At 67.3% G+C, this 24,975-nt stretch carries 12 protein-coding genes and 4 tRNA genes; 13 read left to right on the top strand and 3 right to left on the bottom strand.

Features of this window, described 5'->3' with window-relative positions:
* The first annotated feature begins 34 nt into the window (after positions 1-34).
* Genes THSYN_RS27185 through THSYN_RS27175 form a run of 3 tightly spaced genes read left to right on the top strand, consistent with a single transcriptional unit; the run spans position 35 to position 5,414 of the window.
* The gene (locus tag THSYN_RS27185; RefSeq protein ID WP_236848717.1) at positions 35-2,323 is read left to right on the top strand and encodes a glutamate ligase domain-containing protein; all 2,289 of its coding nucleotides are present in this window, start codon (positions 35-37) and stop codon (positions 2,321-2,323) included.
* Positions 2,324-2,376: 53 nt separating this feature from the next.
* On the top strand, positions 2,377-4,530 hold the full coding sequence (locus tag THSYN_RS27180) for a cyanophycin synthetase (RefSeq protein WP_100921887.1): 2,154 nt from the start codon (positions 2,377-2,379) through the stop codon (positions 4,528-4,530).
* Positions 4,527-5,414 (top strand): cation diffusion facilitator family transporter, encoded by an 888-nt coding sequence (locus THSYN_RS27175; RefSeq protein ID WP_157817965.1) that lies wholly within the window; start codon positions 4,527-4,529, stop codon positions 5,412-5,414. Before THSYN_RS27180 ends, THSYN_RS27175 begins: the two co-directional genes overlap by 4 nt.
* Positions 5,415-5,614: 200 nt before the next feature.
* Here the strand turns inward: THSYN_RS27175 and THSYN_RS27170 are convergent, their stop codons facing one another.
* Positions 5,615-6,508 carry a diguanylate cyclase domain-containing protein gene (locus tag THSYN_RS27170; protein WP_100922627.1) on the bottom strand — a complete coding sequence of 298 codons (894 nt, stop codon included), beginning with the start codon at positions 6,506-6,508 and terminating at the stop codon, positions 5,615-5,617.
* A 225-nt stretch (positions 6,509-6,733) separates the two neighbouring features.
* On the opposite strand from THSYN_RS27170, the gene THSYN_RS27165 reads away from it, so the two are divergent.
* The 5 genes from THSYN_RS27165 to THSYN_RS27145 all read left to right on the top strand — a co-directional run bounded on the left by THSYN_RS27165 (position 6,734) and on the right by THSYN_RS27145 (position 19,059).
* Complete coding sequence (locus tag THSYN_RS27165) at positions 6,734-9,910, top strand: CHASE domain-containing protein (RefSeq protein ID WP_100921886.1); 3,177 nt, start codon at positions 6,734-6,736, stop codon at positions 9,908-9,910.
* Between the two features lie 77 nt (positions 9,911-9,987).
* Complete coding sequence (locus THSYN_RS27160; protein ID WP_172965347.1) at positions 9,988-12,435, top strand: PAS domain S-box protein; 2,448 nt, start codon at positions 9,988-9,990, stop codon at positions 12,433-12,435.
* Between the two features lie 51 nt (positions 12,436-12,486).
* A complete protein-coding gene (locus tag THSYN_RS27155; RefSeq protein WP_172965346.1) occupies positions 12,487-15,435 on the top strand; it encodes an ATP-binding protein in 2,949 nt (982 codons plus the stop codon).
* Positions 15,436-15,472: 37 nt separating this feature from the next.
* Complete coding sequence (locus tag THSYN_RS27150; protein WP_236848716.1) at positions 15,473-16,567, top strand: ABC transporter substrate-binding protein; 1,095 nt, start codon at positions 15,473-15,475, stop codon at positions 16,565-16,567.
* Positions 16,564-19,059 (top strand): ATP-binding protein, encoded by a 2,496-nt coding sequence (locus THSYN_RS27145; protein WP_100921883.1) that lies wholly within the window; start codon positions 16,564-16,566, stop codon positions 19,057-19,059. The genes THSYN_RS27150 and THSYN_RS27145 overlap by 4 nt, the downstream gene beginning before the upstream one ends.
* A 343-nt stretch (positions 19,060-19,402) precedes the next feature.
* On the opposite strand, the gene THSYN_RS27140 is transcribed toward THSYN_RS27145, so the two are convergent.
* Positions 19,403-20,335 carry a histone deacetylase family protein gene (locus tag THSYN_RS27140; RefSeq protein ID WP_100921882.1) on the bottom strand — a complete coding sequence of 311 codons (933 nt, stop codon included), beginning with the start codon at positions 20,333-20,335 and terminating at the stop codon, positions 19,403-19,405.
* A gap of 158 nt (positions 20,336-20,493) precedes the next feature.
* Here THSYN_RS27140 and THSYN_RS27135 point away from each other — a divergent pair, with 158 nt between their 5' ends.
* Positions 20,494-23,172 carry a bifunctional acetate--CoA ligase family protein/GNAT family N-acetyltransferase gene (locus THSYN_RS27135; RefSeq protein ID WP_100921881.1) on the top strand — a complete coding sequence of 893 codons (2,679 nt, stop codon included), beginning with the start codon at positions 20,494-20,496 and terminating at the stop codon, positions 23,170-23,172.
* A 178-nt stretch (positions 23,173-23,350) separates the two neighbouring features.
* Here the strand turns inward: THSYN_RS27135 and folD are convergent, their stop codons facing one another.
* Positions 23,351-24,220 (bottom strand): bifunctional methylenetetrahydrofolate dehydrogenase/methenyltetrahydrofolate cyclohydrolase FolD, encoded by an 870-nt coding sequence (gene folD, locus THSYN_RS27130; RefSeq protein WP_157817964.1) that lies wholly within the window; start codon positions 24,218-24,220, stop codon positions 23,351-23,353.
* A gap of 189 nt (positions 24,221-24,409) precedes the next feature.
* On the opposite strand from folD, the gene THSYN_RS27125 reads away from it, so the two are divergent.
* From THSYN_RS27125 to THSYN_RS27110, 4 genes are all read left to right on the top strand, one after another.
* Positions 24,410-24,486: transfer RNA gene (locus THSYN_RS27125), tRNA-Pro, on the top strand.
* A 101-nt stretch (positions 24,487-24,587) separates the two neighbouring features.
* Positions 24,588-24,664, top strand: a tRNA-Arg gene (locus tag THSYN_RS27120).
* Positions 24,665-24,723: 59 nt separating this feature from the next.
* A tRNA-His gene (locus THSYN_RS27115) sits at positions 24,724-24,799 on the top strand.
* Positions 24,800-24,879: 80 nt separating this feature from the next.
* Positions 24,880-24,955 (top strand) — tRNA-Lys (locus tag THSYN_RS27110).
* The last annotated feature ends 20 nt before the right edge of the window (positions 24,956-24,975 follow it).

The following is a 24,975-nucleotide window of genomic DNA, read 5'->3' as shown; positions in this document are numbered from 1 at the left end:
GATAGCCTGTTCGCATTGAGTTCGGATCAGATCCGTGGATATCCGCAGAGTCCGTGCGTTGCTCGGCCCCAACCTTTGGGCCGATTTTCCGGTGGTCGAGGTCTGGTTCGATCTGTCCGATCACCCGCCCGGTGAGTGGCTGGTATCGGCCGGGCGTCTGCGCGCCCAGTTGACCGCCCGGCTGCCGGGCCTGACCCTGCCGCGGCGACCGCCCGCGGACCCGGACCATCCATTGCATGAGCGGCGACATCAGCGCTGGCTCGCCCAGGTGTTCCTCGCCACCATCCTGGAACTGTGCGCTCAGAGCGGGGTGCGGCCGGGGTTCTCCCGGGTGCGCCGGACCTCGCAGCCGGGTCTGTACCGGCTCGCCTTTACCTTCGTCGAGGGCGCCCCCCCGCAGGCCTGCGCGGCGGCCGCCCTGGACCTGGTCCGCGCCGGGCTGGCCGCGTCCGACGGCGAACTTCCCAATCCTGTGCCGGGGCTGCGCGCCCTGGCCTTGGAGGCGGGCCCGACGCCGACCTGTGCGGCGCTGCTGCGGGCGGCCCAGGCGCGCGGTATCCCCACCCGGCGGCTCCCCGGGAGCGTCTTGCAGCTCGGCCACGGTGCCCGGCAGCGGCGCCTGCCGTGTACCGCGCTGGCCCCCGACACACCCCTGGCCGAGCACGCGGCGGCGCAGCGCGGCCTGCTCAGTGCGCTTCTGGAGTGTGCCGGTCTGGCCTGCGCCGAGGCGCCGGTCACGGGCGCCCACTACCGGGTCCTGGTCGCCGGGCGGCGCGTCCTGGCCGCCCTGCACTGGCAGCCGGGGCGGGGCGGCAATGGCGCCGGCCCGACGGTCACCGACGTGAGCGGACTGATCCACGGGGAAGTGCGCGCCCGGGTCCTGGACGCCGCCCGGGTCCTGGGGTTGGAGACGGCGGAGGTCCGCCTGGCGGCGGCGGACATCGCCCGGCCCCTGGAGTCCCAGGGCGGGCTGATCAGCGAGGTCATCGCGGCCCCGCCGCTGGACCTCTATGTGGAGTGCGTGCGCTCACGCCCGATCGCCGCGGCCTTCCTGGAGACCCTATACCGGCCGGGTGAGACCGGGCGCATCCCGATCGTCGCCGTCTCCGGTACCAACGGCAAGACCACGGTCACCCGGCTGATCGCCCATGGGCTCAGCGTTTCCGGACGCTTCGTCGGCATGACCTGCACCGACGGCATCTATCTCGCGGATCGGCGTATCGACACCGACGATTGCGCCGGACCCCAGAGCGCACGCCTGGTCCTGCTCAATCCCCAGGTCGAGGCCGCGGTGCTGGAGACCGCCCGCGGCGGTATCCTGCGCGAGGGGCTGGGCTTCGACGCCTGTGACGTGGCGGTGGTCACCAATATCGGCGAGGGGGATCACCTGGGACTGGGATGGGTCGACACCGTGGCGGAGTTGGCCGAGGTCAAGCAGGCGGTGGTGCGCGGGGTCTCCCCCGGGGGGACCGCCGTGCTCAATGCCGTGGACCCGCTGGTCGCGCGGATGGCCGCTCACTGCAAGGGCTCGGTGCTGTTTTTTGCGCGCGACGGCGAGCACCCGGTGATCCTGCGGCAGCGGCGCGAGGGCGCCCGGGCGGCCTTCGTCCAAGGGCAGGACCTGATCCTGGCGGCGGGCGAGGCGCAGTGGGTCCTGTTGTCGCTGGGCCGGATTCCGCTCACCAACGGCGGGCGGATCGGCTTCCAGGTGGAGAATTGCCTGGCCGCCGCGGCGACCCTGTGGGCCCTGGGTCTGCCGCTGGAGACCATCGGGGCCGCGCTTGAAACCTTCGGTGCCGATCTGGACCGCAGTCCCGGGCGTTTCAACGTGCTCTGCATCAACGGTGCGACCGTGGTCTTCGACTATGGTCACAACCCCTCGGCCCTGCTGGCGATGATCGCAGCCCTGGACTCCTTTCCCCACCGGCGGCGCCTCGCGGTCTATTCGGCCGCGGGGGACCGGCGCGATGCCGACCTGATCCGGCAGGGGGAGATCCTGGGCCAGGCCTTCGACCGGGTCATCCTCTATGAGGACCACTGCACCCGTGGGCGCCTGCCGGGGGAGATCATGTCACTGTTCGCCCGGGGGTTGGCGGCCGGCGAGCGGGTCCAGGAGGTCCAGACCATCCACGGCTGGCGGTCCGCGGTGGAGGCGGCCCTGTGGCTGGCCCAGCCGGGGGACCTGATCCTGGTCCAGGCGGACCTGATCGACGAGACTGTCGACTATGTCCGCGCCCGCCTGGCCGCGGATCAGGCGTTCCGCGAACTGCCGTTGCATGACCTGCCGCTGGGCGCCGCGGCGGCCCCGGTGATGCAGGCGTGAGGTTTACGTTTCTTCTGCCCAGCCGTGCCATGCGCCGGCGCAAGGGGGTCTAATTGCTCGATATCCGACGCCTGCGGGTCCTGCGCGGTCCCAATATCTGGGCGCACCGCCCGGTGCTCGAACTGTTGCTGGACCTGGGGGAGATCAAGGATCGCTCCTCGGAGGAGATCCCGGGTTTCAATGACCGTCTCAAGTCCTGGCTGCCGTCCCTGATCGAGCATCACTGTAGCCCGGGTGAGCGCGGGGGCTTCTTCCAGCGCCTGGAGCGGGGCACCTACATGGCCCACTGCCTGGAGCATGTCACCCTGGAGTTGCAGACCCTGGCCGGCACCCCGGTCGGCTTCGGCCGGGCCCGGGAGACCGACGAGGATGGGGTCTACCGGGTCGCCATCGAATACGCGGAGGAGGCCCTGGGCCGTGCGGCGGTGGAGTCCGCCCGGACCCTGTTGCTCGCCGCCATCCATGACCGCCCCTTCGACCCGGCGGACGAATTGGAACCGCTGCGCGCGCTCTGTCATGAGGTGCGCCTGGGCCCCAGCACCCATGCCATTGCCGCCGCCGCCCGCGCCCGGCGCATCCCGGTGCGGCGCCTGGGCAGCGAGAACCTGCTGCAACTGGGCTGGGGTCAGCGCCAACGCCGGGTCTGGACCGCGGAGACCGATCGGACCAGCGCCATCGCCGAGTCGATCGCCCAGGATAAGGACTTGACGCGCATGCTGCTGGCCGCCGCGGGGGTGCCGGTACCGGAGGGGCGGCCGGTGGCGAGCGCGGAGGAGGCCTGGCGCTTTGCCCAGGAGTCGGGTGCGCCGGTGGTGGTGAAGCCGCGTTACGGCAACCACGGTCGCGGTGTGACGGCCAACCTGAGTACGCCGGGGCAGGTGGAGCAGGCCTTCGCCGCCGCCCGCCGGGAGGGTTCGGACGTCCTGTGCGAGCGCTACATCCCCGGTGCCGACTTTCGTCTGCTGGTGGTCGGTGAGCGCGTGGTCGCGGCGGCGTGCCGCGAGCCGGCCCAGGTGAGCGGTGACGGGCAGGCGAGCGTCCGCCAACTGGTGGCTGAGGTCAATCGGGACCCGCGCCGCAGCGCCGGCCATGCCACGATGCTGAGCCTGATCGAACTGGACCCGATTGCGCTGGCGATCCTCGCCGAACAGGGGCTGACGCCCGAGTCGGTGCCCGCGGCCGGGGTGCGGGTCATCCTGCGTCACAACGCCAATCTGAGCACCGGCGGGACCGCCACCGATGTGACCGACCTGGTGCACCCGCAGGTCGCCGCCCGCGTGGTGGACGCGGCCCGCGTGGTCGGCCTCGATCTGGCCGGGATCGATGTGCTGGCGCAGGACATCGGTCGGCCCCTGGAGGAGCAGGGCGGGGCTATCGTGGAGGTCAATGCGGGGCCGGGGCTGCGGATGCACCTGGAGCCCTCCGCCGGTCTGCCGCGCCCGGTGGGCGAGGCGATCATCGACCTGCTGTTTCCGCCCGGGGAGGACGGCCGCATCCCCCTGGTGGCGGTCACCGGGGTCAGCGGCAAGAACGGCACCGCCCGGCTCATTGCCTGGCTCCTGCGCGCCCCGGACGCCCTGGTGGGGCTGGCGACCAGTGCGGGCCTGGAACTCGGCGAGCGCCGGTGGGCGGCGCGCGACGCCACCGGTCCCGCGGCGGCCCATGACCTGCTGCTCTACCCGCGCCTCACGGCGGCGGTGCTGGCGGTCGGGGCTGAGGGTATCCGCGGCGAGGGGCTGGGCTTCGACCGGTGCCTGGTCGGCGTGGTGACCGCGCTCGCTCACGCAGACACGCAGGCACTACCCGACAGTGCGGCCCTGGAGGACCTGGTACGGGTCAAGCGCTGTGTGGTGGAGGCGGTGCCGGCCCACGGCTGCGCCGTGCTCAACGCCGAAGACCCCCTGGTGGCGGGGATGGCCGAGCGCAGCCGCGGCGCCGTGCTGTGGTTCGCCCGCGACCCGGCGCACCCGGTGGTTACTGCCGCGCTGGCGCAGGGCGGCCGGGCGGTGGTGGAGCGTGACGGCGGCATCCGGCTGGTCACGGGCGACAGCGAAGAGGCCCTGTTGCCCCTGGCGCGGCTGCCCTGTGATGCGGCCGGCCACGCCCTGGTCCCGGTCGGCAACGTGCTCGCCGCCATCGCCGCGGCCTGGGCCCTGGGGCTCGCCCCCGAGCGCATCCGCGCCGCTCTTGAGACCTATCCGACATGACCATGGCCCATGACAAGGCGCGCCTGTTGCGCCTCGCCACCTATGCCTCGGTGGCGACCGCAACGACGTTGATCCTGGTTAAACTGGCCGCCTGGCTGATCACGGGTTCGGTCAGTGTCCTGGCGAGCCTGGTGGACTCGCTGATGGACGTGGGGGCCTCGGTGGTCAACCTGCTCGCGGTGCGCTGGTCGCTGCTGCCCGCGGACGCCGAGCACCGGTTCGGGCACGGCAAGGCCGAGTCCCTCGCCGGCCTGGGCCAGGCCGCCTTCATTGCCGGTTCCGCCGCCTTCCTGGCCCTGCAGGCAGTGGACCGGCTGATCCATCCCCAGCCCCTGGCAGACCTGGGCGTCGGTGTCGCGGTCATGGTCTTCGCCATGGCCGCGACCCTGCTCCTGCTGAGCTTTCAGCGGCACGTCATCCGCGCGACCGGATCGACTGCGATCCGTGCCGACGCGCTGCACTACGCCACGGATCTGGCCACCAACTCGGCCACCCTCATTGCGCTCGTCTGCGCCATGTTCGGCTGGCCGGGCCTGGACCCCATCTTCGCGTTGGGGATCGCCCTCTTCATCCTCTACAGCGCCGTTCAGATCGCCCGGGAGGCGGTGGACCTGCTGATGGATCGGGAACTGAGCGTGGCGGACCGGGCCCGGATCGCGTCGGTGGCGGCGGCCGTGCCGGGGGTCCTGGGCGTGCATGGACTGCGCACCCGTCGCTCCGGCTCCGTCCCGGTGATGCAACTGCACCTGGAGTTGGACGACGACCTGGCGCTGCTGGCCGCCCACCGCATCTGCGACCAGGTGGAGGACGCCCTGCGGGTCGAGTTCCCCGGTGCGGACATCACCATTCACCAGGACCCGCGGAGTCTGGGCCCGGAGGACTAGCGATCGGTCAGGCCGAGCGATTGAACCCAAGAGGAGTAATCAGCCGCAAATGAACGCAAATAAACGCAAATAAATCTATGGGTTGCGGTGATCATGCACTGCATCGGGCCAATGAACAGGGTTGCGCCCGCCAGGTTCTTGATTATTTGCGTCCTTTTGCGTTCATTTGCGGCCAAACCGCTCTTTCTGGGTTGAAAGGTCTACAGGGCCACACTGATCCGGTTGCGCCCGAGTCGCTTGGCCGTGAAGAGTTGCAGATCGGCCGCCGCGACGACTTCGGACGGCGCTGTCTCGTGCGTCGGCCGCCGGGACGCTGCGCCGACACTCACGGTGACCCAGGGCGACACCGGTGAGGCGCCGTGGGGGAGCTGCAGCGACTCGATGTCGGCGCGCAGCCGTTCGGCCACCACTGCGGTCCCCTGGTCGTCGACCCCGTTGAGCAGACAGATAAATTCCTCCCCGCCGTAGCGGGCGATGAAATCCCCCGCCCGCTCGAGCCCGGCCGCCAGGGCCTCGGCCACGCGGCGCAGACAGTCATCCCCGGCCAAGTGCCCGTGGGCGTCGTTGTACTCCTTGAAGTGGTCGATATCGACCATCGCCGCGGCCAGGTGTTCGCCGGCGCGGACCGCCCGTCGCCACTCCCGATCCAACCGTTCGTCGAACGCCCGGCGGTTGGGTATTCCGGTCAGGCCGTCGAGGTGCGATAGCTGGCTGAGAATGTCACGCTGGCGCTTGAGTTCCAGGTGGGTGCGCACGCGCAGCCGCACGATGGCCTCCTTGAACGGCTTGGCGATGTAGTCCACGGCCCCCAGCGCCAGGCCGCGGGTCTCGTCCTCGGCATCGCTCAGGGCGGTGATGAAGATGACCGGGATCGATCTCAGCAGCGGGTCGGCCTTGAGCGCCGCGCACACCTGGTAGCCGTCCATCTCCGGCATCATGACGTCGAGCAGGATCAGGTCCGGGGCGCAGGACGCGGCGAGCTTCAGGGCCGCGCGGCCGTTGGTGGCGGCGGAAACCTGGTGTCCGTCATCGACCAGCATCCGGCTCAGTACCCGGATATTGTCCGGGACATCGTCGACGATCAGGATGCGCATGACCGGCACCGGGTGCGTGTTCCAGCCTGGTTCATGGTGTCTGGTCTGGTCGTCTCATCAAAAATCCCACCAAGGCAAAAACGATGCCTGAACTGTTGCGTCAGCTTAACGCTATCATATAGAGGATAGCATCATTGGGGGCTCAAGCCCCGCAATCCGGCAGTATCCTGGCGTGGCGTTGGGGCAGGTTCCCGACCCGTCCCCGCCCCAGCACGGAGGTGGTCAATGCCGACCAACGATAACAATCCGCCGCCTGCACGACGCATTTTTCAGGTCATACCCTGGTTGATCCTGGTCGGCGGTCTGCTGCTGACCTGGGGGTTGGGGTCGGCCTTGCGCCAGCGCGAAGGCGCGATGGAGCGAGCGGAATTTGATCTGCGCGTCAACGAGGTGGTCAGCAGTCTCGCGCAACGGGTGCTCGCCAACGCCCAGATCCTGCGCGGGGTCGCCGGGCTCTTTGCGAGCACCGGCGAGGTCAGCCGCGATCAGTTCCGCCGCTATGTCGAGGGGCTGCGGCTCGCCGAGTTCTATCCCGGCATCCAGGGGATCGGCTACGCCGCCCTGGTGTCCGCGGGCGAGAAGGCGCGCCACGTGGCGGCCATCCGCGCCCAGGGTCTTCCCGACTACGAGATCCGGCCGCCCGGCGACCGCGATCCCTACGCCGCGGTGGTCTATGTGGAGCCCCTGGATTGGCGCAACCGGCGTGCACTGGGCTTCGACCTGTTGACGGAGCCGGTGCGCGCCGCGGCCGCGGCGCGGGCGCGCGACGAAAACCAGGCGGCCCTGTCCGAGCATGTGACGCTGAAACAGGAGACCGAGCGGGACGTCCAGGCCGGGGTCCTCATGCTCGTGCCGGTCTATCGTAGCGGCCTCCCCCTGGAGAGCGTCGCCCAGCGGCGCGCGGCCCTGCGCGGCTGGGTCTACGCGGCGCTGCGGATCAAGGACCTGGTGGATGCGTATCTGAGCGGCGAATATCCCGAGTTGTCCAAGCGGCTCGCGATCAGTATCGAGGCGACGCCATCCCAGTCCCCCGATGGCTTGCTCTATGCGCGCAACCGCGAGGCGGGTGCCGCGCCCGCGCCCCTGGAGAGCGAGCGTCGGCTCAGCGTCGCGGGCAGCGCCTGGACCATTCGGATCGCGCCGCTGCCGGCCTACCGGAGCGGTGAGCGCTCCATGCAAACGAGCCTCGCGGTCATGGCCGCCGGCGCGCTCCTGACCCTGGCCCTGGCCTTCGTCGCGTTCGCCCTGTCGCGCAACCACCTGCGCGTTACCGCCGCCCTTGAAGAGGCCGGTCGGGCGAACCTGGCCCTGGCCGAACGCACCCGCGAACTGGGCGAGAGCGAGGGGCGCGTGCGCGCGAAGCTCAGTGCCCTGCTGTCCCCGGATGGGGATCTGGACACCTTGGATCTGGCCGACATCATCGATTGTCGTGAACTGCAAAGCCTGATGGAGAATTTTTTCCGGCTCACCAATGTCGCGGTGGCCCTGCTCGATCTGAAGGGCAAGGTGCTGGTGGCCACCGGCTGGCAGACGATCTGTACGCAATTCCACCGGAGAAATCCGGAAACCGCCCGCAACTGTCTGGAAAGCGACACGTTGCTCTCGCAGGGTGTGGCCCCGGGCACCTTTCGCACCTACCGCTGCGCCAACGGCATGCGCGATGTGGTGACCCCGATCGTGATCCAGGGCAAGCACCTCGGCAATCTGTTCCTCGGTCAGTTCTTCTACGATGACGAACCGCCGGACCGCGAGGGGTTCCGCGCCCAGGCGCGCCGTTACGGGTTCGACGAGGCGGCCTATCTGGCCGCCTATGACGAGGTGCCGCGCTGGAGCCGCGACAAGGTGACCCTGGTGATGCACTTCTTCATGCAGTTCGCGCAGATGATCTCGCGCCTGAGCCACGGCAATATCGCCTTGGCGCGTGCCTTGACCCAACAACAGCAGGGGCAAGAGGCCCTGATTGCCGCCAAGGAGCAGGCGGAGGCGGCCAACCAGGCCAAGTCGTCCTTCCTGGCCAGCATGAGCCATGAGATCCGCACCCCGCTGAACGCCATCCTCGGCTTCGCCCAGGTGCTGGCACGCGACCCGGATCTGAACGCCGCCCAGCGCGACAGTCTGGCCACTATCCAGCGCAGCGGCGAACACCTCCTGACGGTCATCAACGACATCCTCGACATGGCCAAGATCGAGGCCGGACGCATGAACTGCCAGGTGGCCCCCTTCGATCTGCACCTCGTGCTGACCGAGACCGAGGCCTTCTTCCGGCCGCGCGCCCGCGACCGGGGATTGGCCCTGACGCTTGAGCGCGCGGCGGTTCCCCGGCTGGTGGCAGGGGACAAGCTGCATCTGCGCCAGGTCCTCATGAACCTGGTCGGCAACGCGGTCAAGTTCACCGCCGCCGGGACCGTGACCCTGCGGGTCGAGGTGGCCGCCGGTGCGGCGATCCGCTTCAGCGTCCTGGACACCGGGATGGGGATAGCCCCGGACGAACTGCCGCGACTCTTCGAGCCCTTCATCCAGACCAGCACCGGCCGGACGGTGCAGGGCGGGACCGGACTCGGCCTGGCGCTGAGCGCCCAGTACGTCCGGCTCATGGGTGGGGAGCTGGGGGTGGAGAGCATGCCGGGTCGGGGGAGTTGCTTCGCCTTCACCATCGATCTCCCGGCGGCCGTGACCGACGACCCGGCCGGGACCCCGGGCGAGCTCCCCGTGATCGGCCTGGAGCCGGACCAGCCGGTCTGCCGGGTCCTTATCGTGGACGACCAGCAGGACAACCGGGAGCCGCTCCGGGCGCTGCTCACCACGCTCAATGGGCCGCGGCCGGTGCTGCGGCCGGTGCTGGAGGTCCGGGAGGCGGCCGACGGCCGGGAGGCCGTGGCGCTCTGGGAGTCCTGGCAGCCCCAGGTGGTCCTCATGGACATGCGCATGCCGGTGCTCTCGGGGGAGGAGGCGACGCGGCAGATCAAGTCGCTCATGGCGGCCCGGCCCGCGGCGGTGCAAACGGTCATCGTTGCGCTCAGCGCCAGCGCCTTCAACGAGGAGCGTGACCGGTTCCTGGCCTGCGGCTGCGACGACTTCGCCTGCAAGCCGTTTCGGGCCGAGGAACTGTTTGCGATCCTGGAGCGTCACGCGGGCCTGCGGTTCGTGCGGGCCGGGGGAGCGCCGACCGCGGCGGTCGCGCTATCTGCCGAAGCGCTGGCGGCCCGCCTGGCGGCCTGCCCCGAGGGATGGCGTGCCGAGCTGAGGGACGCGGTGGAACTGGGCGACTTCGGCCGGATCGGCGTGCTCGTCGAGCAACTCGGTGAGCACCACCCTGAACTGCATAGCGTGCTGTCGCAGTGGGCCTATCGCTATGACCTGGACGCGTTCTCAAGCGCACTGACCCGGGGGCGTATCGTATGACCGACAGGACTGAAGAGCGAGCGACAGCGACGATGCACATGGCCCGCGGAACCTGGCCTACCTGGTGTTTAGCGGCAATGAGTCTCACTTGCTCGATCGTTCCCCTGAGCGCTGGCGCTCAGGCCGGCCGCGACGCGCGGCTGGTGCCGGCCGAGCCTGCCTTTATCAATCAACCGCAAGCGTTTGGCGCCGACCATCACGCGATTATCTGGCCCGTCCCGGCGCTGGTTCTGGCGCTTTCAATCGTCAGCGCGGTGCTGTTGCGCGCCATCGTCAAGAACCATCAGGCGCAAGCGGCCTTAAGTCACGGTCAAACCAGACTGGACGCCCTGGAGGAGAGCGAGGAACGCTTAAGCTTGGTCATTATGGGTTCGCACGATGCCCCCTGGGACTGGGACTTGATCAACAACGACATCTACTATTCTCCGCAATGGTGGGAGCAATTGGGATACGCGCCTGACGAACGGCGGCCGGAGGCCGATCTCTGGCGGTTATGGATGCATCCCGATGACGCTGCGCATGTCACCAGCGTCTTGGACGGGGCACTGCGGAATCATCTGGAAACTTTTGAGGTGGAACTTCGTCTGTTGCACAAAGATGGTCACTATGTACCAGTGCTTGCGCGTGGCTTTATCACCAGAGACGACGGCGGTCGGCCGCTGCGGGTCACCGGTGCCAATATGAATCTGAGCGAGCGCAAGCGGGCCGAGCAGACGTTGCGCGAAACCAATGCCTATCTGGAGAACCTGATCAACTATGCCAATGCCCCCATCATCGTGTGGGACCCGCAATTTCGCATCACCCGCTTTAATCACGCCTTTGAGTTCCTGAGCGGGCGCACCGAGGTGCAGATGCTCGGGCAATCGCTCGCGATCCTCTTTCCGCCCGCGCTCTGTGCGGACTCGATGGCGCTGATCCGCCAGACCCTGAGCGGCCAGCGGTGGGAGGTCGTCGAGATCAAGATCCAGCACCGTGACGGGTCCGTGCGGACCGTGCTGTGGAATTCGGCTACGCTCTTTGCCGCGGACGGGCAGACCCCGCTCGCCACCATCGCCCAGGGCCAGGACATCACCGAGCGCAAGCAGGCGGAGGAGCAATTGGCCCGGGCCAAGGAAGCGGCGGAGGCGGCCAATCGTGCCAAGAGCGAATTCCTCGCCAACATGAGCCATGAGATTCGCACCCCGTTGAACTCCATTCTCGGCTTCGCGCAGGTCTTGGGCCGTGACCCGGCCCTGAACGCCACCCAGCGCGACAGCCTGACCACCATCGAGCGCAACGGTGAACACCTGCTCACCCTGATCAACGACATCCTCGACATGGCCAAGATCGAGGCTGGCCGGATGACCGTCCAGGCGGCCCCCTTCGACCTCACCGAACTCATCGCGGAGGCGGAGGCCTTTTTCCGGCAGCGCGCCCATGAGCGGGGGCTGGCCCTGACCGTCGCGTCCTCGGTGCTCCCCCGGATGGTCGTCGGGGATGCGATGAAGCTGCGGCAAGTCCTGATCAATCTGGTCGGCAATGCAGTCAAATTCACCACCGCAGGCGCGGTGACGCTGCGGGTCGAGCCGGTCGCGGACGATGCCATCTGCTTCAGCGTCGTCGACACGGGGATGGGGATAGCCCCGGGGGAGATGGCGCGACTCTTCGAGCCCTTCGGTCAGACCGCCAGCGGCCGACAAGTACAGGGCGGGACCGGCCTTGGCCTGGCCCTGAGCAGCCGCTTTGTCCGGCTCATGGGGGGGGAACTGAGCGCCGACAGCACGCTGGGCCAAGGGAGTTGCTTCTCCTTCACCCTGGTACTGGCGCCGACCGCTGCCATCGAACCCAGGGCCGAGCGGGCCGAACTCCCCGTGCTTGGCCTGGAGTCGGGCCAGCCGGTCTGTCGGGTTCTCATCGTCGATGACCTGCCGGACAATCGGGCGCCGCTGCGGGCCCTGCTGGAGATGCTCAATCCGCAACCACCAGTGCTGGAGCTATGCGAGGCGGCTGACGGGCAGGAGGCCGTGGCGCTCTGGGAGCAATGGCAGCCCCAGGTCGTCTTCATGGACATGCGGATGCCGGTCATGTCGGGGGAAGAGGCGGCGCGACAGATCAAGGCGCGCATGGCCGCCCGGCCCGATGCGGTACGCTCGGTGGTGGTGGCACTGACCGCGAGCGCCTTCAATGAAAATCGTGACCACTTTCTGGCCTGCGGTTGCGATGACTTTGCCGGCAAGCCGTTCCGGGCCGAGGAACTGTTCGCCATCCTTGAGCGGCGGGCCGGATTGCGGTTCGTGTGCGCCGCGGCGGTGCCGACCGGCGCGGTCCCGCTTACTGCCGAGGAACTGGCGGTGCGCCTGGCCGGCCCCCCTGAGCAATGGCGTACCAACCTGAGGGGCGCGGTGGAACTGGCCGACTTCGGCCGGATCACCGAACTGGTGGGGCAACTCGACGACCATGACGCCGTTCTGCGCAGGGTACTGGAGCAGTGGGCCTACGATTATGACCTTGAGTCTTTTTCACAGGCGCTCCGGGCGCGCGGGTAGCAAGACGCCATGGCGTATGACGTCAAAGCGATTTGGATTTCGCCGCCGCGCATGAAATCCCGGTTGCTCGCGATCATCCTGATCTGCCCTTTTTTCGCTTCTGCGGCGATGGCCGGGCAAGCGGAAACCGTCGCGCCTGCGGCCCCCATCCAGTTGACCCGGGAAGAGCGCGCCTGGTTGGACGCCAATCATACCGTCCGCGTTCGCATCGTCGACTGGCCCCCCTACATGATGACCAAGCCGAGGCCCTCGGGCGTGGCGGTCGACTATCTCGATGCGATCGCCAGGCGTTTCAACTTTCGGGTCGAGTATGTGATCACTGCCATTCAGTGGTTCGATGCGATGGCCGATGTCAGGGGCGCCCGCGCGCATTTCGATCTGCTGCCGACCATGCACCGTACCCCGGAGCGTGAACAGCAGTTCGCCCTGACGAACGACTACCTGACCGCCCCCTGGGTGGTGTATACCCGCAACGACACTCACTACATCGCCGGCCTCGAAGGTCTGAGCGGCAAGACCCTGGCGGTGGAAAAGGGCTTTACGATCACGGACAAAATCCGGACCGACCATCCCAGAATCCGCATCCTCGAAGTGGGGCGCTCGCAGCAGGCCCTCGAGGCCGTGGCCATGGGGCAGGCCGAGGCCTACGTAGGGAACCTTGCCATTGCCAATTTCCTCATCAAACAGAATCGCTTCACCAACTTGGTGGTCGCCGCCGGCACGCCCTATGGTCAGCACACGCAGGGGATGGCGGTACGTATCGACTGGCCGGCACTGGCCTCGCTGATCGACAAGGGGCTGGCGGCAATGACCCCCGCCCAGATCAACGCCATCAACCAGAAATGGGGTGCGGTGGAGGTGCGGCCACGCATCGACTATACGCTGGTATGGCAAGTGGTCGCCGGTGCGACCCTGGTGTCGCTCGCTTTCTTCTACTGGAACCGCCGGCTGGCCCGGGACGTCGCCGTCAGGCGCCACATCGCGGCCGATCTGAGGAAGTCCGAGACTCGCCTGACAGAGGAAAAGCGCCGCTTGCAGCAGGCGCAACAAGCGCTCGAGCACCTGAACGAGACGCTGGAGGACCAGGTTCGTCACCGGACCAAAGAACTGGAATCCACCAATGAGACCCTGCGGCGCAGTGAGGAAAGACACCGGCTGTTGGCCGACAATGCCAGGGATGTCATCTGGAGCATGGCGCTTGACGGCACCATTACCTATGTCAGTCCAGCCGTGGAGAAGGTACGTGGCTTCACCCCGCCTGAGGCGATGCGCCAATCGCTCGACGCTATCCATACGCCTGATTCTCAAGCCATTGTCATCGATTATTTCAAGCGGTTGCACGCCGCTATTCAGGCCGGCCGGGCGCCGGAAAATTTCCGGGGCGAGCTTGAATATTTGTGTAAAGACGGCTCCACCTTCTGGACCGAGGTCATGGCCTACCCGCTGCGGGGGGCCGACGGGGCCTTTGTCGAAATCCTCGGTCTGACCCGCGACATCGACGAGCGCAAGCGCTACGAGACGATGCTCCAGCAGGCCCGTGATGCCGCCGATGCGGCCAACCTGGCCAAGAGCGAATTCCTGGCCAACATGAGCCACGAGATCCGCACGCCATTGAATGCCATTCTCGGCTTCGCCCAGGTGTTGGGCCGTGACCCCGACCTGAGTGTGACCCAGCGCGACAGCCTGACGACCATCCAGCGTAGCGGCGAACACCTGCTGACCCTGATCAACGACATCCTCGACATGGCCAAGATCGAGGCCGGCCGGATGACCCTTCAGGCGGCCCCCTTCGACCTGAGCGCGCTCGTCACTGAGGCCGAGGCGTTCTTTCGGCAGCGCGCCCTGGAGCGGGGGTTGGCCCTGACCGTAGGGGCCGCGGCCTTGCCCCGAATGGTCGTCGGCGATGCGATGAAGCTGCGCCAGGTCCTCATCAACCTGCTCGGCAATGCAGTCAAGTTCACCGCCGCTGGTTCGGTGACGCTGCGGGTCGTGCCGGCGGCCGGTGACGCCATCCGGTTCAGCGTCAGCGACACCGGAACCGGGATCGCGCCGCAGGAGATGGCGCGGCTCTTCGAGCCCTTTGGGCAGACCGCCAGCGGCCGACAGGTGCCGGGTGGCACCGGCCTCGGCCTGGCACTGAGCCGGCGGTTTGTCCGACTCATGGGCGGGGAACTGACCGCGGAGAGTCGCCCCGACCAAGGGAGTTGCTTCTCCTTCACCCTGACGCTTCCGGCGGTCACTGTCGCTGTGCCAACGGCCGAGCAATCCGGCCCCTTCGTGGTTGATCTGGCGCCAGGTCAGTCGGTCTGTCGGATACTAATCGTGGACGATCTGCCGGACAATCGGGCACCGCTGCGGGCCTTGCTGGAGACGCTCAATCCGCTGTCGGCGATCCTGAAGTGTCGCGAGGCGGCCGACGGGCAGGAGGCGGTGGCGCTCTGGGAGGAATGGCAACCGCACGTCGTCTTCATGGACATGCGGATGCCGGTCATGTCGGGTGAAGAGGCGACTCGTCAAATCAAGGCGCGCATGGCCGCCCGGCCCGACTCGGTACGCTCGGTCGTGGTGGCGCTGTCCGCCAGCGCCTTCACTGAACATCGGGACCAGTTCCTCGCCTGCGGCTGCGATGAATTTGCCGGTAAGCCGTTCCGCGCCGAGGAGCTGTTCGCCATTCTGGAGCGCCGGGCCGGGCTGCGGTTTGTCCGGGCGGGTGACCCGCCGCCATCCGCGTTGCCGCTGTCTGGCGAAGAACTGATGGAGCACGTGGACGCCTGCCCCGAAGGATGGCGGGCCGATCTGAAGTGCGCGGCGCAATTGGGCGATTTCGGCCGTATCACCGCACTGCTGGAGACGCTTCGGGAAACCGATCCGGTACTCTGCGCGGTGCTGGCGAAATGGGCCTACGAGTATGACCTCGAGGCGTTTATGGGGGCCTTCGCGGCGGGCGGGCGTCCCACCCGCCGGACCGGCGAGACGCCTGCCCCCCCTGGCTTATCATGAAAGCCGCGCGGCGACGTTGTGGGATGCTGGAGATAAAGTGATCAAGAAAATTTTGCTGTGGTCCGCGCTGTTGGTCATGGTCGCCGCGGCCCTGATCCTGTGGCGGCAGGTCCGCCAGGCGCCGCCCGTATCGGTGGGGGTGGTCGCCTGGCTGGCCTCCGCGGCCGTGGTTGGTTCCAGCGAGATGAACGCGGCCGATCTGTTCCTGGAGGAGCATCCGGGAAGTCGCATCCGGGTGCTGCCGCTGGACGACGAGTGGCAGGCGCAACGTTCGGTCCCCGTGATCCGCGAGGCCATCGGCCGCGGGGTGCGCTTTTTCGTCTCAACCCACCCGTCGCGCTGTGCCGTCGCAAGCATGCACCTGTTCGCGGATTCCCAGGCCCTCATGATCACTACGGCCTCGACCAGCCCGGCCCTGACCGGTAAGGATGACTCGATCCTGCGTATTATCCCCGACGCCGAGCAGGAACAGCGCGCCATCGCCCGCCAGGTCAGCCAGTGGCCGGGTTCCCGCCTCCTGGTGTTGCAGGACGCCGGCAATCTCGCCTACACCGACCCGGCGTTTGCGGCCTTCGCCACTGAACTCGAGGTTCTGGGCCAGTGGCGCATCGTCCACCGCACACTGATGGTGTCTGATTTCAAACCCGATGAGTATCGGGCACTCATGGCGGAGGCCTTCGATGCGCTCTACATCCTGGCCGGCACCTTCCAGACCCCCATCGGCAATATCGCGCAACTCTTTCACTATCTCCATCCGCAGGCCCCTATCCTGCTCACCCCCTGGGCACGCTCGCCGGCCATCCTGGAAACCGCGGGTGACGCCATCGATCGGATCATCCTCCCCAGCCCCTATCCCTCGCGTCACCAGGATAGCGCACTCGACGACTATCTGCGGCGCTACCGCGCCCGCTTCGGCTATGAGGCCCACGCCATGACGATCGGGGTGCGGCAGGCCCTGGAACTGCTCGATGAGGCCTTCGCCCAAGGCTATAGCGATCCCGCGCAGGTCAAGCGCTACCTGCTCTCGGTGCCGGTGCATCAGACCAGCCTGGGCCCGGTCGCCTTCGACCTGACGGGGGATGTCACCGGCACCTTCCACTTCCTGACTGATCCCAAGCAAGAACTCCCATGAGTCAGCGGCGCCGTACCACCTTCCGGCGCTACAATCTCCTGCTTGAGGTTGCGGCGCTGGGCCTGACATCCGCCATCCTGGTCGCGGCCGTCTGGTTCACGCTGGCCGAGATGAACCGGAACTATCTGGACCTGCGTCTGGCCGACGCGGCCCGGGTCCAGGTGTTTCTGGAGGGTCAACTCGATGACGCGCGTGCGAGCCTGGCGCGGTTGGCGGACCTGCCTGAGGCCGAGCGTTCGCCGAGTGTGCTGAAACTCTTTGCCGATTTTTCGGACATCTACTCACTGGATCAACAGTTGCGTGTCGAGCGGATCTATAAGTCCGTCCCGGACACCAAGGTGTTTCCGGGCTTTTCCTTTTCGGGGGGAAAACTGGGCGGCTATCTAAGATCGGTTGGCGAGGGCACCGACGCGTCCGAGATTATGCGTGGTCATGAGGACGATGCACCCAGCGTCTATTTCGCCATCAGGCCCGGCGGGCGCCTCTACCTGGGGCGCCTCAATCTCGCCTATGTCCAGGACTTCCTGACCCAGTTTTCCCAGTTCTCCGGGACCCCGCTGATGCTCGTCGCGAGCGATGGCTTTGTGATGCTCTCCGGCGACCCGGGACTGAACCTCGCGATGTTTGATTTAAGGAAGTGGGCGGGGCCGCCCACGGCACGTCGGACCTTGCTTGTCGGCAACCGTCGCTGGATACCGATGATCGCGCCGGGCAGCGCCATCGGGGCCAGGATCCTGATCCTCATTCCCACGCAGTTGCTCGATACCCAGCGCAACACCCTGCTGGCCTTCCTGGGCGCCTTCCTGGGCGGCTTGATCCTGCTGGTCGTGATCAAGAACCGCCGATTCAATCGGCTGGTCATACAGCCCATCGCGGCCTTCGCCGAGCGGATGCGGGACCTGGAATTGGGCCGGTTGGCGGTGCACGACGGTGACGCCGACTACCGATTCGAGGAACTGGCCGACATCCACACCCGCTTCCGGGCCATGGCACAGGCGATCACGCAACGCGAACAGTCACTGCGCGAGAGTGAGCAAAACTATCGCATTGCGAAAGAGGAGGCAGAGGAGGCCAATCGGGCCAAATCGACCTTCCTCGCCAACATGAGCCACGAGATTCGCACCCCCCTGAACGCCATTCTCGGTTTCACCCAGGTACTGGTTCGTGACCCCGACCTCAATAGCTCCCAGAGTGCCGCCCTGACCACCATCCAGCGCAGCGGCGAACACCTGCTGACACTCATCAACGACATCCTCGACATGGCCAAGATCGAGGCCGGGCGTATGACCCAGCAGTTGGCTCCCTTTGACCTTCCACGGCTGGTGACGGACCTGGATGCGCTGTTCGCGCGACGCGCCCGTGACCAGGGGTTGACCCTGATCGTTGCCGCCTCGGCGCTCCCCCGGACGGTGCTGGGCGACGAATTGAAGTTGCGTCAGGTGCTGATCAACCTGGTCGGTAATGCAGTCAAATTCACGGCCAGTGGCGCGGTGACACTGCGGGTCGCGCCGCTTACGGGTGACGCGGTACGCTTCTGTGTCATCGACTCAGGCGAGGGGATAGCCCCGGAGGATATGCCGCGGTTGTTCGAGCCCTTCAGTCAGATCGCCAGTGGCCGGCAAACGCAGAAGGGGACCGGGCTCGGCCTGGCCTTGAGCCGTCAGATCCTGCGGCTGATGGGGGCCGAGTTGAGCGCGGACAGTACCCCGGGCCAGGGTAGTTGCTTCTCCTTTACCCTGTCATTGCCGCCGGGCGACCCGGGCGCACCGACGACCGCGCGCACCGAGCGGCTCGTTGTCGGTCTGGAACCCGGCCAGCCGTTGTGCCGCGTCCTCATCGTCGATGACCTGCCGGATAATCGAGCGCCGCTACGGGCGCTGCTGACCGCGCTGAATCCGCAACCGCCGGTGCTGGACGTCAGGGAGGCGGCCGATGGCCGGGAGGCCGTGGCGGTGTGGAACCAATGGCAACCCCATGTGATTTTCATGGACATGCGGATGCCGCTCCTGTCGGGAGAAGAGGCCACCCGGCAGATCAAGGCACTCATGGCGGCTCATCCCGCGGCGGTGCGGACCGTCATCGTGGCGCTCACCGCCAGCGCTTTCAATGAAGACCGCGACCAGTTCCTGGCCTGCGGCTGCGATGAATTCGCCTGCAAGCCGTTCCTGGCCGCAGAACTCTTTGCCATCCTTGAGCGCCGGGTCGGGCTGCGGTTCATTCGCGCCGCGCAACGACCGGTGCCCGAGCCACCGCTATCTCCCGCGGCGGTGGCGTGGCGTCTGGCCGCCTGCCCCGGTGGGTGGCGCAGCGACCTCAAGGCGGCGATTGAACAGGGCGACTTCATCCGGATCACCGAGCTGGTGGAGCAGGTTCAGGAGCAGGACGCGGCACTTGGCAAGGTGTTGGTCAAGTGGGCCTACGACTTCGACCTCGATGCCTTTACTCGGGCGCTGTCTGGTGAGGGCCCTGACCCGGCCCTGATCGAAGGATAGATTGGGGCTCGGCGGATCGGCCGGGCTGGCTGGAACCTACGGTAAGGGTCAGTCCGATGGCCTTCAGGGATGCGTTGAGTTTGGCAAGTCCGGGCGCCGTGCGGTCCGACCATCGGCTATCGATGGCGGCACCGGTCAGCCCGGCGCGCTGTGATGACCTGAGCGTCGTCCAACCGAACCTCGCCTGGGCCGGTCCAGCGTGACCTGACAGGTGCCGCGCTCCATGGGCCAGGGCCGACCGGCGGACCTCGCGGCGGGACGGTCGCATCAGCATTGCATCCGCGACCATTCCCGCCTATTCTGATGTTGCAGTGCAACAATGGCGGCCCGCCCTCCTCGCCGATTACCCGTGCCCGATCAGTTCGTCCACATGGGTGCTGACGCACCGCCCCAGGGCCGACAGGTTGTAGCCCCCCTCGAGGAACGAAACGATCCGCCCATGTGCGTGCTTGACCGCCAGGTTGTGCAGTTCCCGCGTGATCCAGGCATAGTCCGCCTCGCGCAGGTTGAAATGCGCCATGTCGTCCTCGGCGTGACCATCGAATCCGGCGGAGACGAGGATCATTTCCGGGGCGAAGGCGTCCAGGCGCGGCAGCCAGGCGCGGGTGACCGCGGCGCGGAAATCGGTCCCGCTGGTCAGGCGCGGCATGGGCAGGTTGATGATATTGGGCTCCACGGTGTCGGCCCCGGTGCCCGGGTAGAAGGGGTGCTGGAAGCTCGAGCAGAAGAGCACCCGTGGCTCGCCCGTGAAGATGTCCTCGGTGCCGTTGCCGTGGTGGACGTCGAAGTCCACGATGGCGACCCGCTTAAGCCCGTGCTGCTCCAGGGCGTGGGCGGCGGCGACTGCCACGTTGTTGAAGAAGCAGAAGCCCGCCGCGCTGTCGCGTCCGGCGTGATGCCCCGGCGGGCGTACGCAGCAGAAGACGGCGTGGTGTTTGTCGCTCATGACAAGGTCGACCGCCATGATGGCCGCCCCGGCGGAGCGCAGGGCCGCGGGCAGGGTGCCGCGGTTCATGGCCGTGTCGCCGTCCAGCCAGGCCAGCGCGTCGGTGTCCTTGGGCGCGGCCGCAAAGATGCGCGCGATATAGGCCCGGTCGTGGACCCGCGCCAGTTGGTCCAGGGTGGCCTCGGGGGCGTCATAATGGGTGACCAGCATTTCCATACCGGAGGCGATCATGCGGTCGGAGATCGCATGGAGCCGCTCCGGGCATTCCGGGTGGAAAGCGCCCATTTGGTGCTCCCGGCAGCACTCGTGGGAGATGAAAGCGAGGTTCATGATGGGTCCTTGGTGCTCGACTGCCGTGGGGGCCGCGGCCGTCGGCCGCGGGAACCCGCGCGATTATTGTTGATGATTGTCCTGTTTGCCGTCAGGCTCACGCCCGACCGGCACCCCTAAAGCTTAAACCGAATCGTGCCCGGGAGGGCAGTCTCCCCATGCATTTGTCTGATGTAGATCAGTTGTTCACGCCGGGTGCCGTGGCCGTCTTCGGCGCCAGCGACAACGCGGATTCAGTCGGCGGCCAGGTCTTTCGCAACCTGCTGACCGGGACCTTCAAGGGCCACACCTACGCGGTCAATCCGAAGTATGCGGAGGTGGGTGGGCTGCCGTGCTACAAGGACTTGAGTACGCTCGATAAACACATCGACCTGGCCCTGATCGCCGCCCCGGCGAACCAGGTCGTGGGGATCCTGGACCAGTGCGGCGGCTACGGGGTCCAGGTGGCGGTGGTCTACTCGGCCGGGTTCGGGGAGCGCGGCGACCTGGGGGCGGCCATGCAGGACCGGCTGGTGGAGGCGGCGCGGCGCAACCGCATCCGGCTGCTCGGGCCCAACTGTCACGGGGTCATCCGCCCCCAACATGGGCTCAATGCCAGCGCCGGCCACGACATGCCGCGGCGCGGCAATGTCGCCCTGGTGGCCCAGTCGGGGGCGATCTGCAGCGCCATGATCGACTGGTCGGAGCGGCGCCAGCTCGGGCTCTCCGCTGTGGTCTCCATGGGGGCCGCGGCGGATGTCGATTTCGGCGACATCCTGGACTTCCTGGCGCTGGACAGCCATACCCAGTGCATCCTGCTCTACGTGGAGGGCATCCGCAACGCGCGGCGCTTCATGAGCGGACTGCGGGCGGTGGCGCGGCTGAAGCCGGTGGTAGTGGTCAAGGCCGGTCGGCACGCGGCCGGTACCCGGGCCATCCGCTCCCACACCGGGGCCTTCGTCGGCTCGGAGGACGTCTTTCGGGCGGTCACCGAGCGCGCCGGGGTCGTCCAGGTGGCGCACCTGGAGGAGCTGTTCGCCGCCGCGCAGGTGTTCGGGACGGGACGGCGCCTGACAGGGGAGCGGATCGTCATCATTACGAACGGGGGCGGGCCCGGGGTGCTGGCCGCGGATCGCGCCCAGGACCTGGGGCTCACGCTCGCCCCCCTCTCGGAGGTGACCTCCCAGGCACTGGAAAAGGCCCTGCCCGGTTACTGGTCCAATGGTAACCCTGTGGACATCATCGGGGATGCCTCCCCGGAGCGCTATCGGGTCGCGCTCGATGCCTGTCTCGCCGATCACGAGGTCGACGGGGTGCTGGTCATCTTTGCCCCCCTGGGCTTCGGTGAGCCGACGCTCACCGCGGAGCAGGTGATCGAGGCAATGAAAAAGAACAAGAAACCGGTGATCGTCTCCTGGATGGGCGGCAACCGGGTGGCCGAGGCCCAGGCCCTGTTCGCCGAGTACCATGTCCCGCACTTCGAGAGCCCGGAGACGGCCATCGAGGCCTTCTCCTTTCTCGCCCGGCACCTGCGCAACCAGCAACTGCTGATGCAGTCTCCGGGACCCCTGTCCCACCAGGAGCCCCCGGACGTGGAGGGCGCACGCCTGATCATCGAAGGGGTGATGTCGGAGGGGCGCAAACTCCTGGGTATCATCGAGGCCAAGGCGGTGCTGGCGGCCTTTCGCATCCCCACCATGCAGGCGGTGCGGGCCAACAGCGCCAATGAGGCCTTGATGGCGGCGGAGGCCCTGGGGTTTCCGGTGGTCGTCAAGATCAACTCCCCGGACCTGGAAAACAAGTCGGACGTCGATGGCGTCGTGCTCAATGTCGGCGATGCCCAGTCGGTGCGCCGCAGCTATACCGAAATCGTCGAACGCGCCAAGCGCCTGCGCCCGGACATCCGCGTCGATGGGGTGACGGTCGAGCGCATGGTCTCCAAGCACGCGGCCCGGGAACTGGCGATCGGGGTGAAGCGCGACTCCATCTTCGGTCCCGTCATCAGCTTCGGCCCCGGCGGCACCGATGTCGACATGCTGGAAGACCGCGCCCTGGGCTTGCCGCCGCTCAATGCCTTCATTACCCAGCGGATGATCGAGCACACCCGGGTGGCGCGCATGATGGAGGCGCGTCAACAGATCCCGTCGATGAACAAGGTGGCCCTGGCGCGCATCCTGCAGCGCGTCTCCGAGATGGTCTGCGAGCTGCCCGAGATCCTGTCGATGGAGATCAACCCGTTGATCGGCAATGACAAGGAGGTGCTCGCCGTGGATGCCCGAATCCAGGTCAATTACCGCCCGCCGCAGCAGACCACCTACGGTCACATGGCCATCCACCCCTACCCGGTGAGTCTCTTGGAGCGGGTCCAACTCCCGGACGGCAAGGACCTGGTGATCCGCCCGATCCGCCCGGAAGACGCGGATATGACACAGGAATTCGTCCGCGGACTGTCCGAGCAGACCAAATATTTCCGCTTCATGCAGGCGATCAAGGAACTGACCCCGGAGATGCTGGTGCGCTTCACCCACATCGATTACGACCGGGAGATGGCCCTGATCGGGGTGATCGAACACGATGGCGAAGAGGCGGCGGTGGGCATCTCCCGCTATAACTCGCGCCCGGGGGGCGAAGCCTGCGAGTTCGCCGTCGTGGTCTCCGATACCTGGCGTAACCTGGGGATCGGCGCGCGGCTCATGCGCTCACTGATGGCCAATGCGCGGCGGCGCGGCTTCCGCGTCATGGAGGGCGAGGTCCTCACCGCCAACACCCGCATGTTGGCCCTGATGAAGTCCCTGGGCTTCCGCATCGATGCCGACCTCGAAGACCCGGCCGTCAAGTTGGTCACGAAGGTGCTTTGATGGCGGTGGGCAGTGGCCGGCGCCCGACGCCGCGGCCGGACGGGGCATTCGCCCCGTCCGGAACCGTTTCGGCGCGCCACGCGAACCATCAGCCTTCCAGCGTGTTGCGCGGTCAAGAACGTTCGGGACGGGGCGCATGCCCCGTCCCGCAGCGGGGTCGGCGCCCGGCGCTCCCGGATCAGTCTCCTGCCGGTCGCGCCCCATGCAGTTGCGCTGCCTGGAGGGTGTTCTCCAGCAGGCAGGCGATGGTCATGGGGCCCACCCCACCCGGGACCGGCGTGATCCAGGCCGCACGCTCGGCGCAGGCGGCGTAGTCCAGGTCACCGACGAGCGTGCCGTCAGGGTTGCGGTTGATGCCGACATCGATGACCAGGGCCCCGGGCTTGATCCAGTCCCCGGGCACGAAGCGTGCCCGCCCCATCGCCGCCACCAGCACATCGGCCCCGCGCACCTTGCCGGCCAGGTCTCGGGTGCGGCTGTGGCAGACCGTGATGGTACAGCGCGCCGCGAGCAATTCCAGGGCCATGGGTCGGCCGACGATATTGGATTGGCCGATGATCACCGCGTCCAGCCCGGCGAGGTCGGCACCGGTGCGCCCCAGCAGCGTCATAACGCCCTTGGGGGTGCAGGGCCGCAGGAGCGGCATACGCAGGGCCAGACGGCCCAGGTTGTAGGGGTGGAAGCCGTCCACGTCCTTGGTCGGCAGGATGCGCTCGGTGATCGCCTCCGCGTCCAGGTGCCCCGGCAGGGGCAATTGCACCAGGATGCCGTCGATGCGGGGGTCCTCATTCAGTCGGTCGATCAGCCCCTCCAGGTCCGACTGACTGGTGTCGGCGGGGAGCGCGTGCTGTTCGGAGAGGAAGCCCACCTCGACGCAGGCCTTGCGCTTGTTGCGGACATAGACTTGGGAAGCCGGGTGCTCCCCTACCAGGATCACCGCCAACCCCGGTGCCCGTCCGCCCGCGGCCAGTCCGGCGGCCACCTGAGCCCGGATCTGCGCGCGGATCTCCGCCGCTACCGCCTTGCCGTCGAGAATTTGTGCGCTCATCGCCATCTTGCCCCGCTGCTGACCAGACCTGCATGATAGCGCACCAAGGGGCAGCCCTGGCCGCCGCGGCCGGGTGCGCGCAGATCCCTGTCGGGAGGCACGGGACTCGTGTCGGCCAGCACTCGATTGACTAGACCCGGGCGCGGGGGTAGACTTCCGCGTCTTCCAGTTTGGAGTTGCTTCCGAATCCGGGGTATAGCGCAGCCTGGTAGCGCGCCTGCTTTGGGAGCAGGATGTCGGGGGTTCGAATCCCTCTACCCCGACCAAAGCACCATTTTTCGGAGACTGTCGCAGGACAGGGTGCGTGAGGGACGCACTTGAGCCCGGACGGCGCGCGCTCAACGGTTGCGGTCCGCACTGCGTTTAGGCGCCCGTAGCTCAGCTGGATAGAGCAACGGCCTTCTAAGCCGTGGGTCGCAGGTTCGAGTCCTGCCGGGCGCGCCAAGTTTACCGCCCACGGCGGGCGGCCGATCGATGAAGATGCGATCGTGCTCGAGTCAATGGTGGACGTAGCTCAGTTGGTAGAGCGCGGGATTGTGATTCCCGTGGTCGTGGGTTCGATCCCCATCGTCCACCCCATTATCAAGTGTGATGCCGGCCGCTGCGGCCGCGGTTGACAAACGTATCGGAAGCCCTAGACTACGCGGCTTAATTCTTTCGGGTCGTTAGCTCAGTTGGTAGAGCAGTGGACTCTTAATCCATCGGTCGTAGGTTCGAATCCTACACGACCCACCAAATCAGACAGCCGGTTAGCG

The organism is Candidatus Thiodictyon syntrophicum (assembly GCF_002813775.1).
GTDB lineage: Bacteria > Pseudomonadota > Gammaproteobacteria > Chromatiales > Chromatiaceae > Thiodictyon > Thiodictyon syntrophicum.
This window is presented reverse-complemented; position numbering and strand designations above follow the sequence as displayed.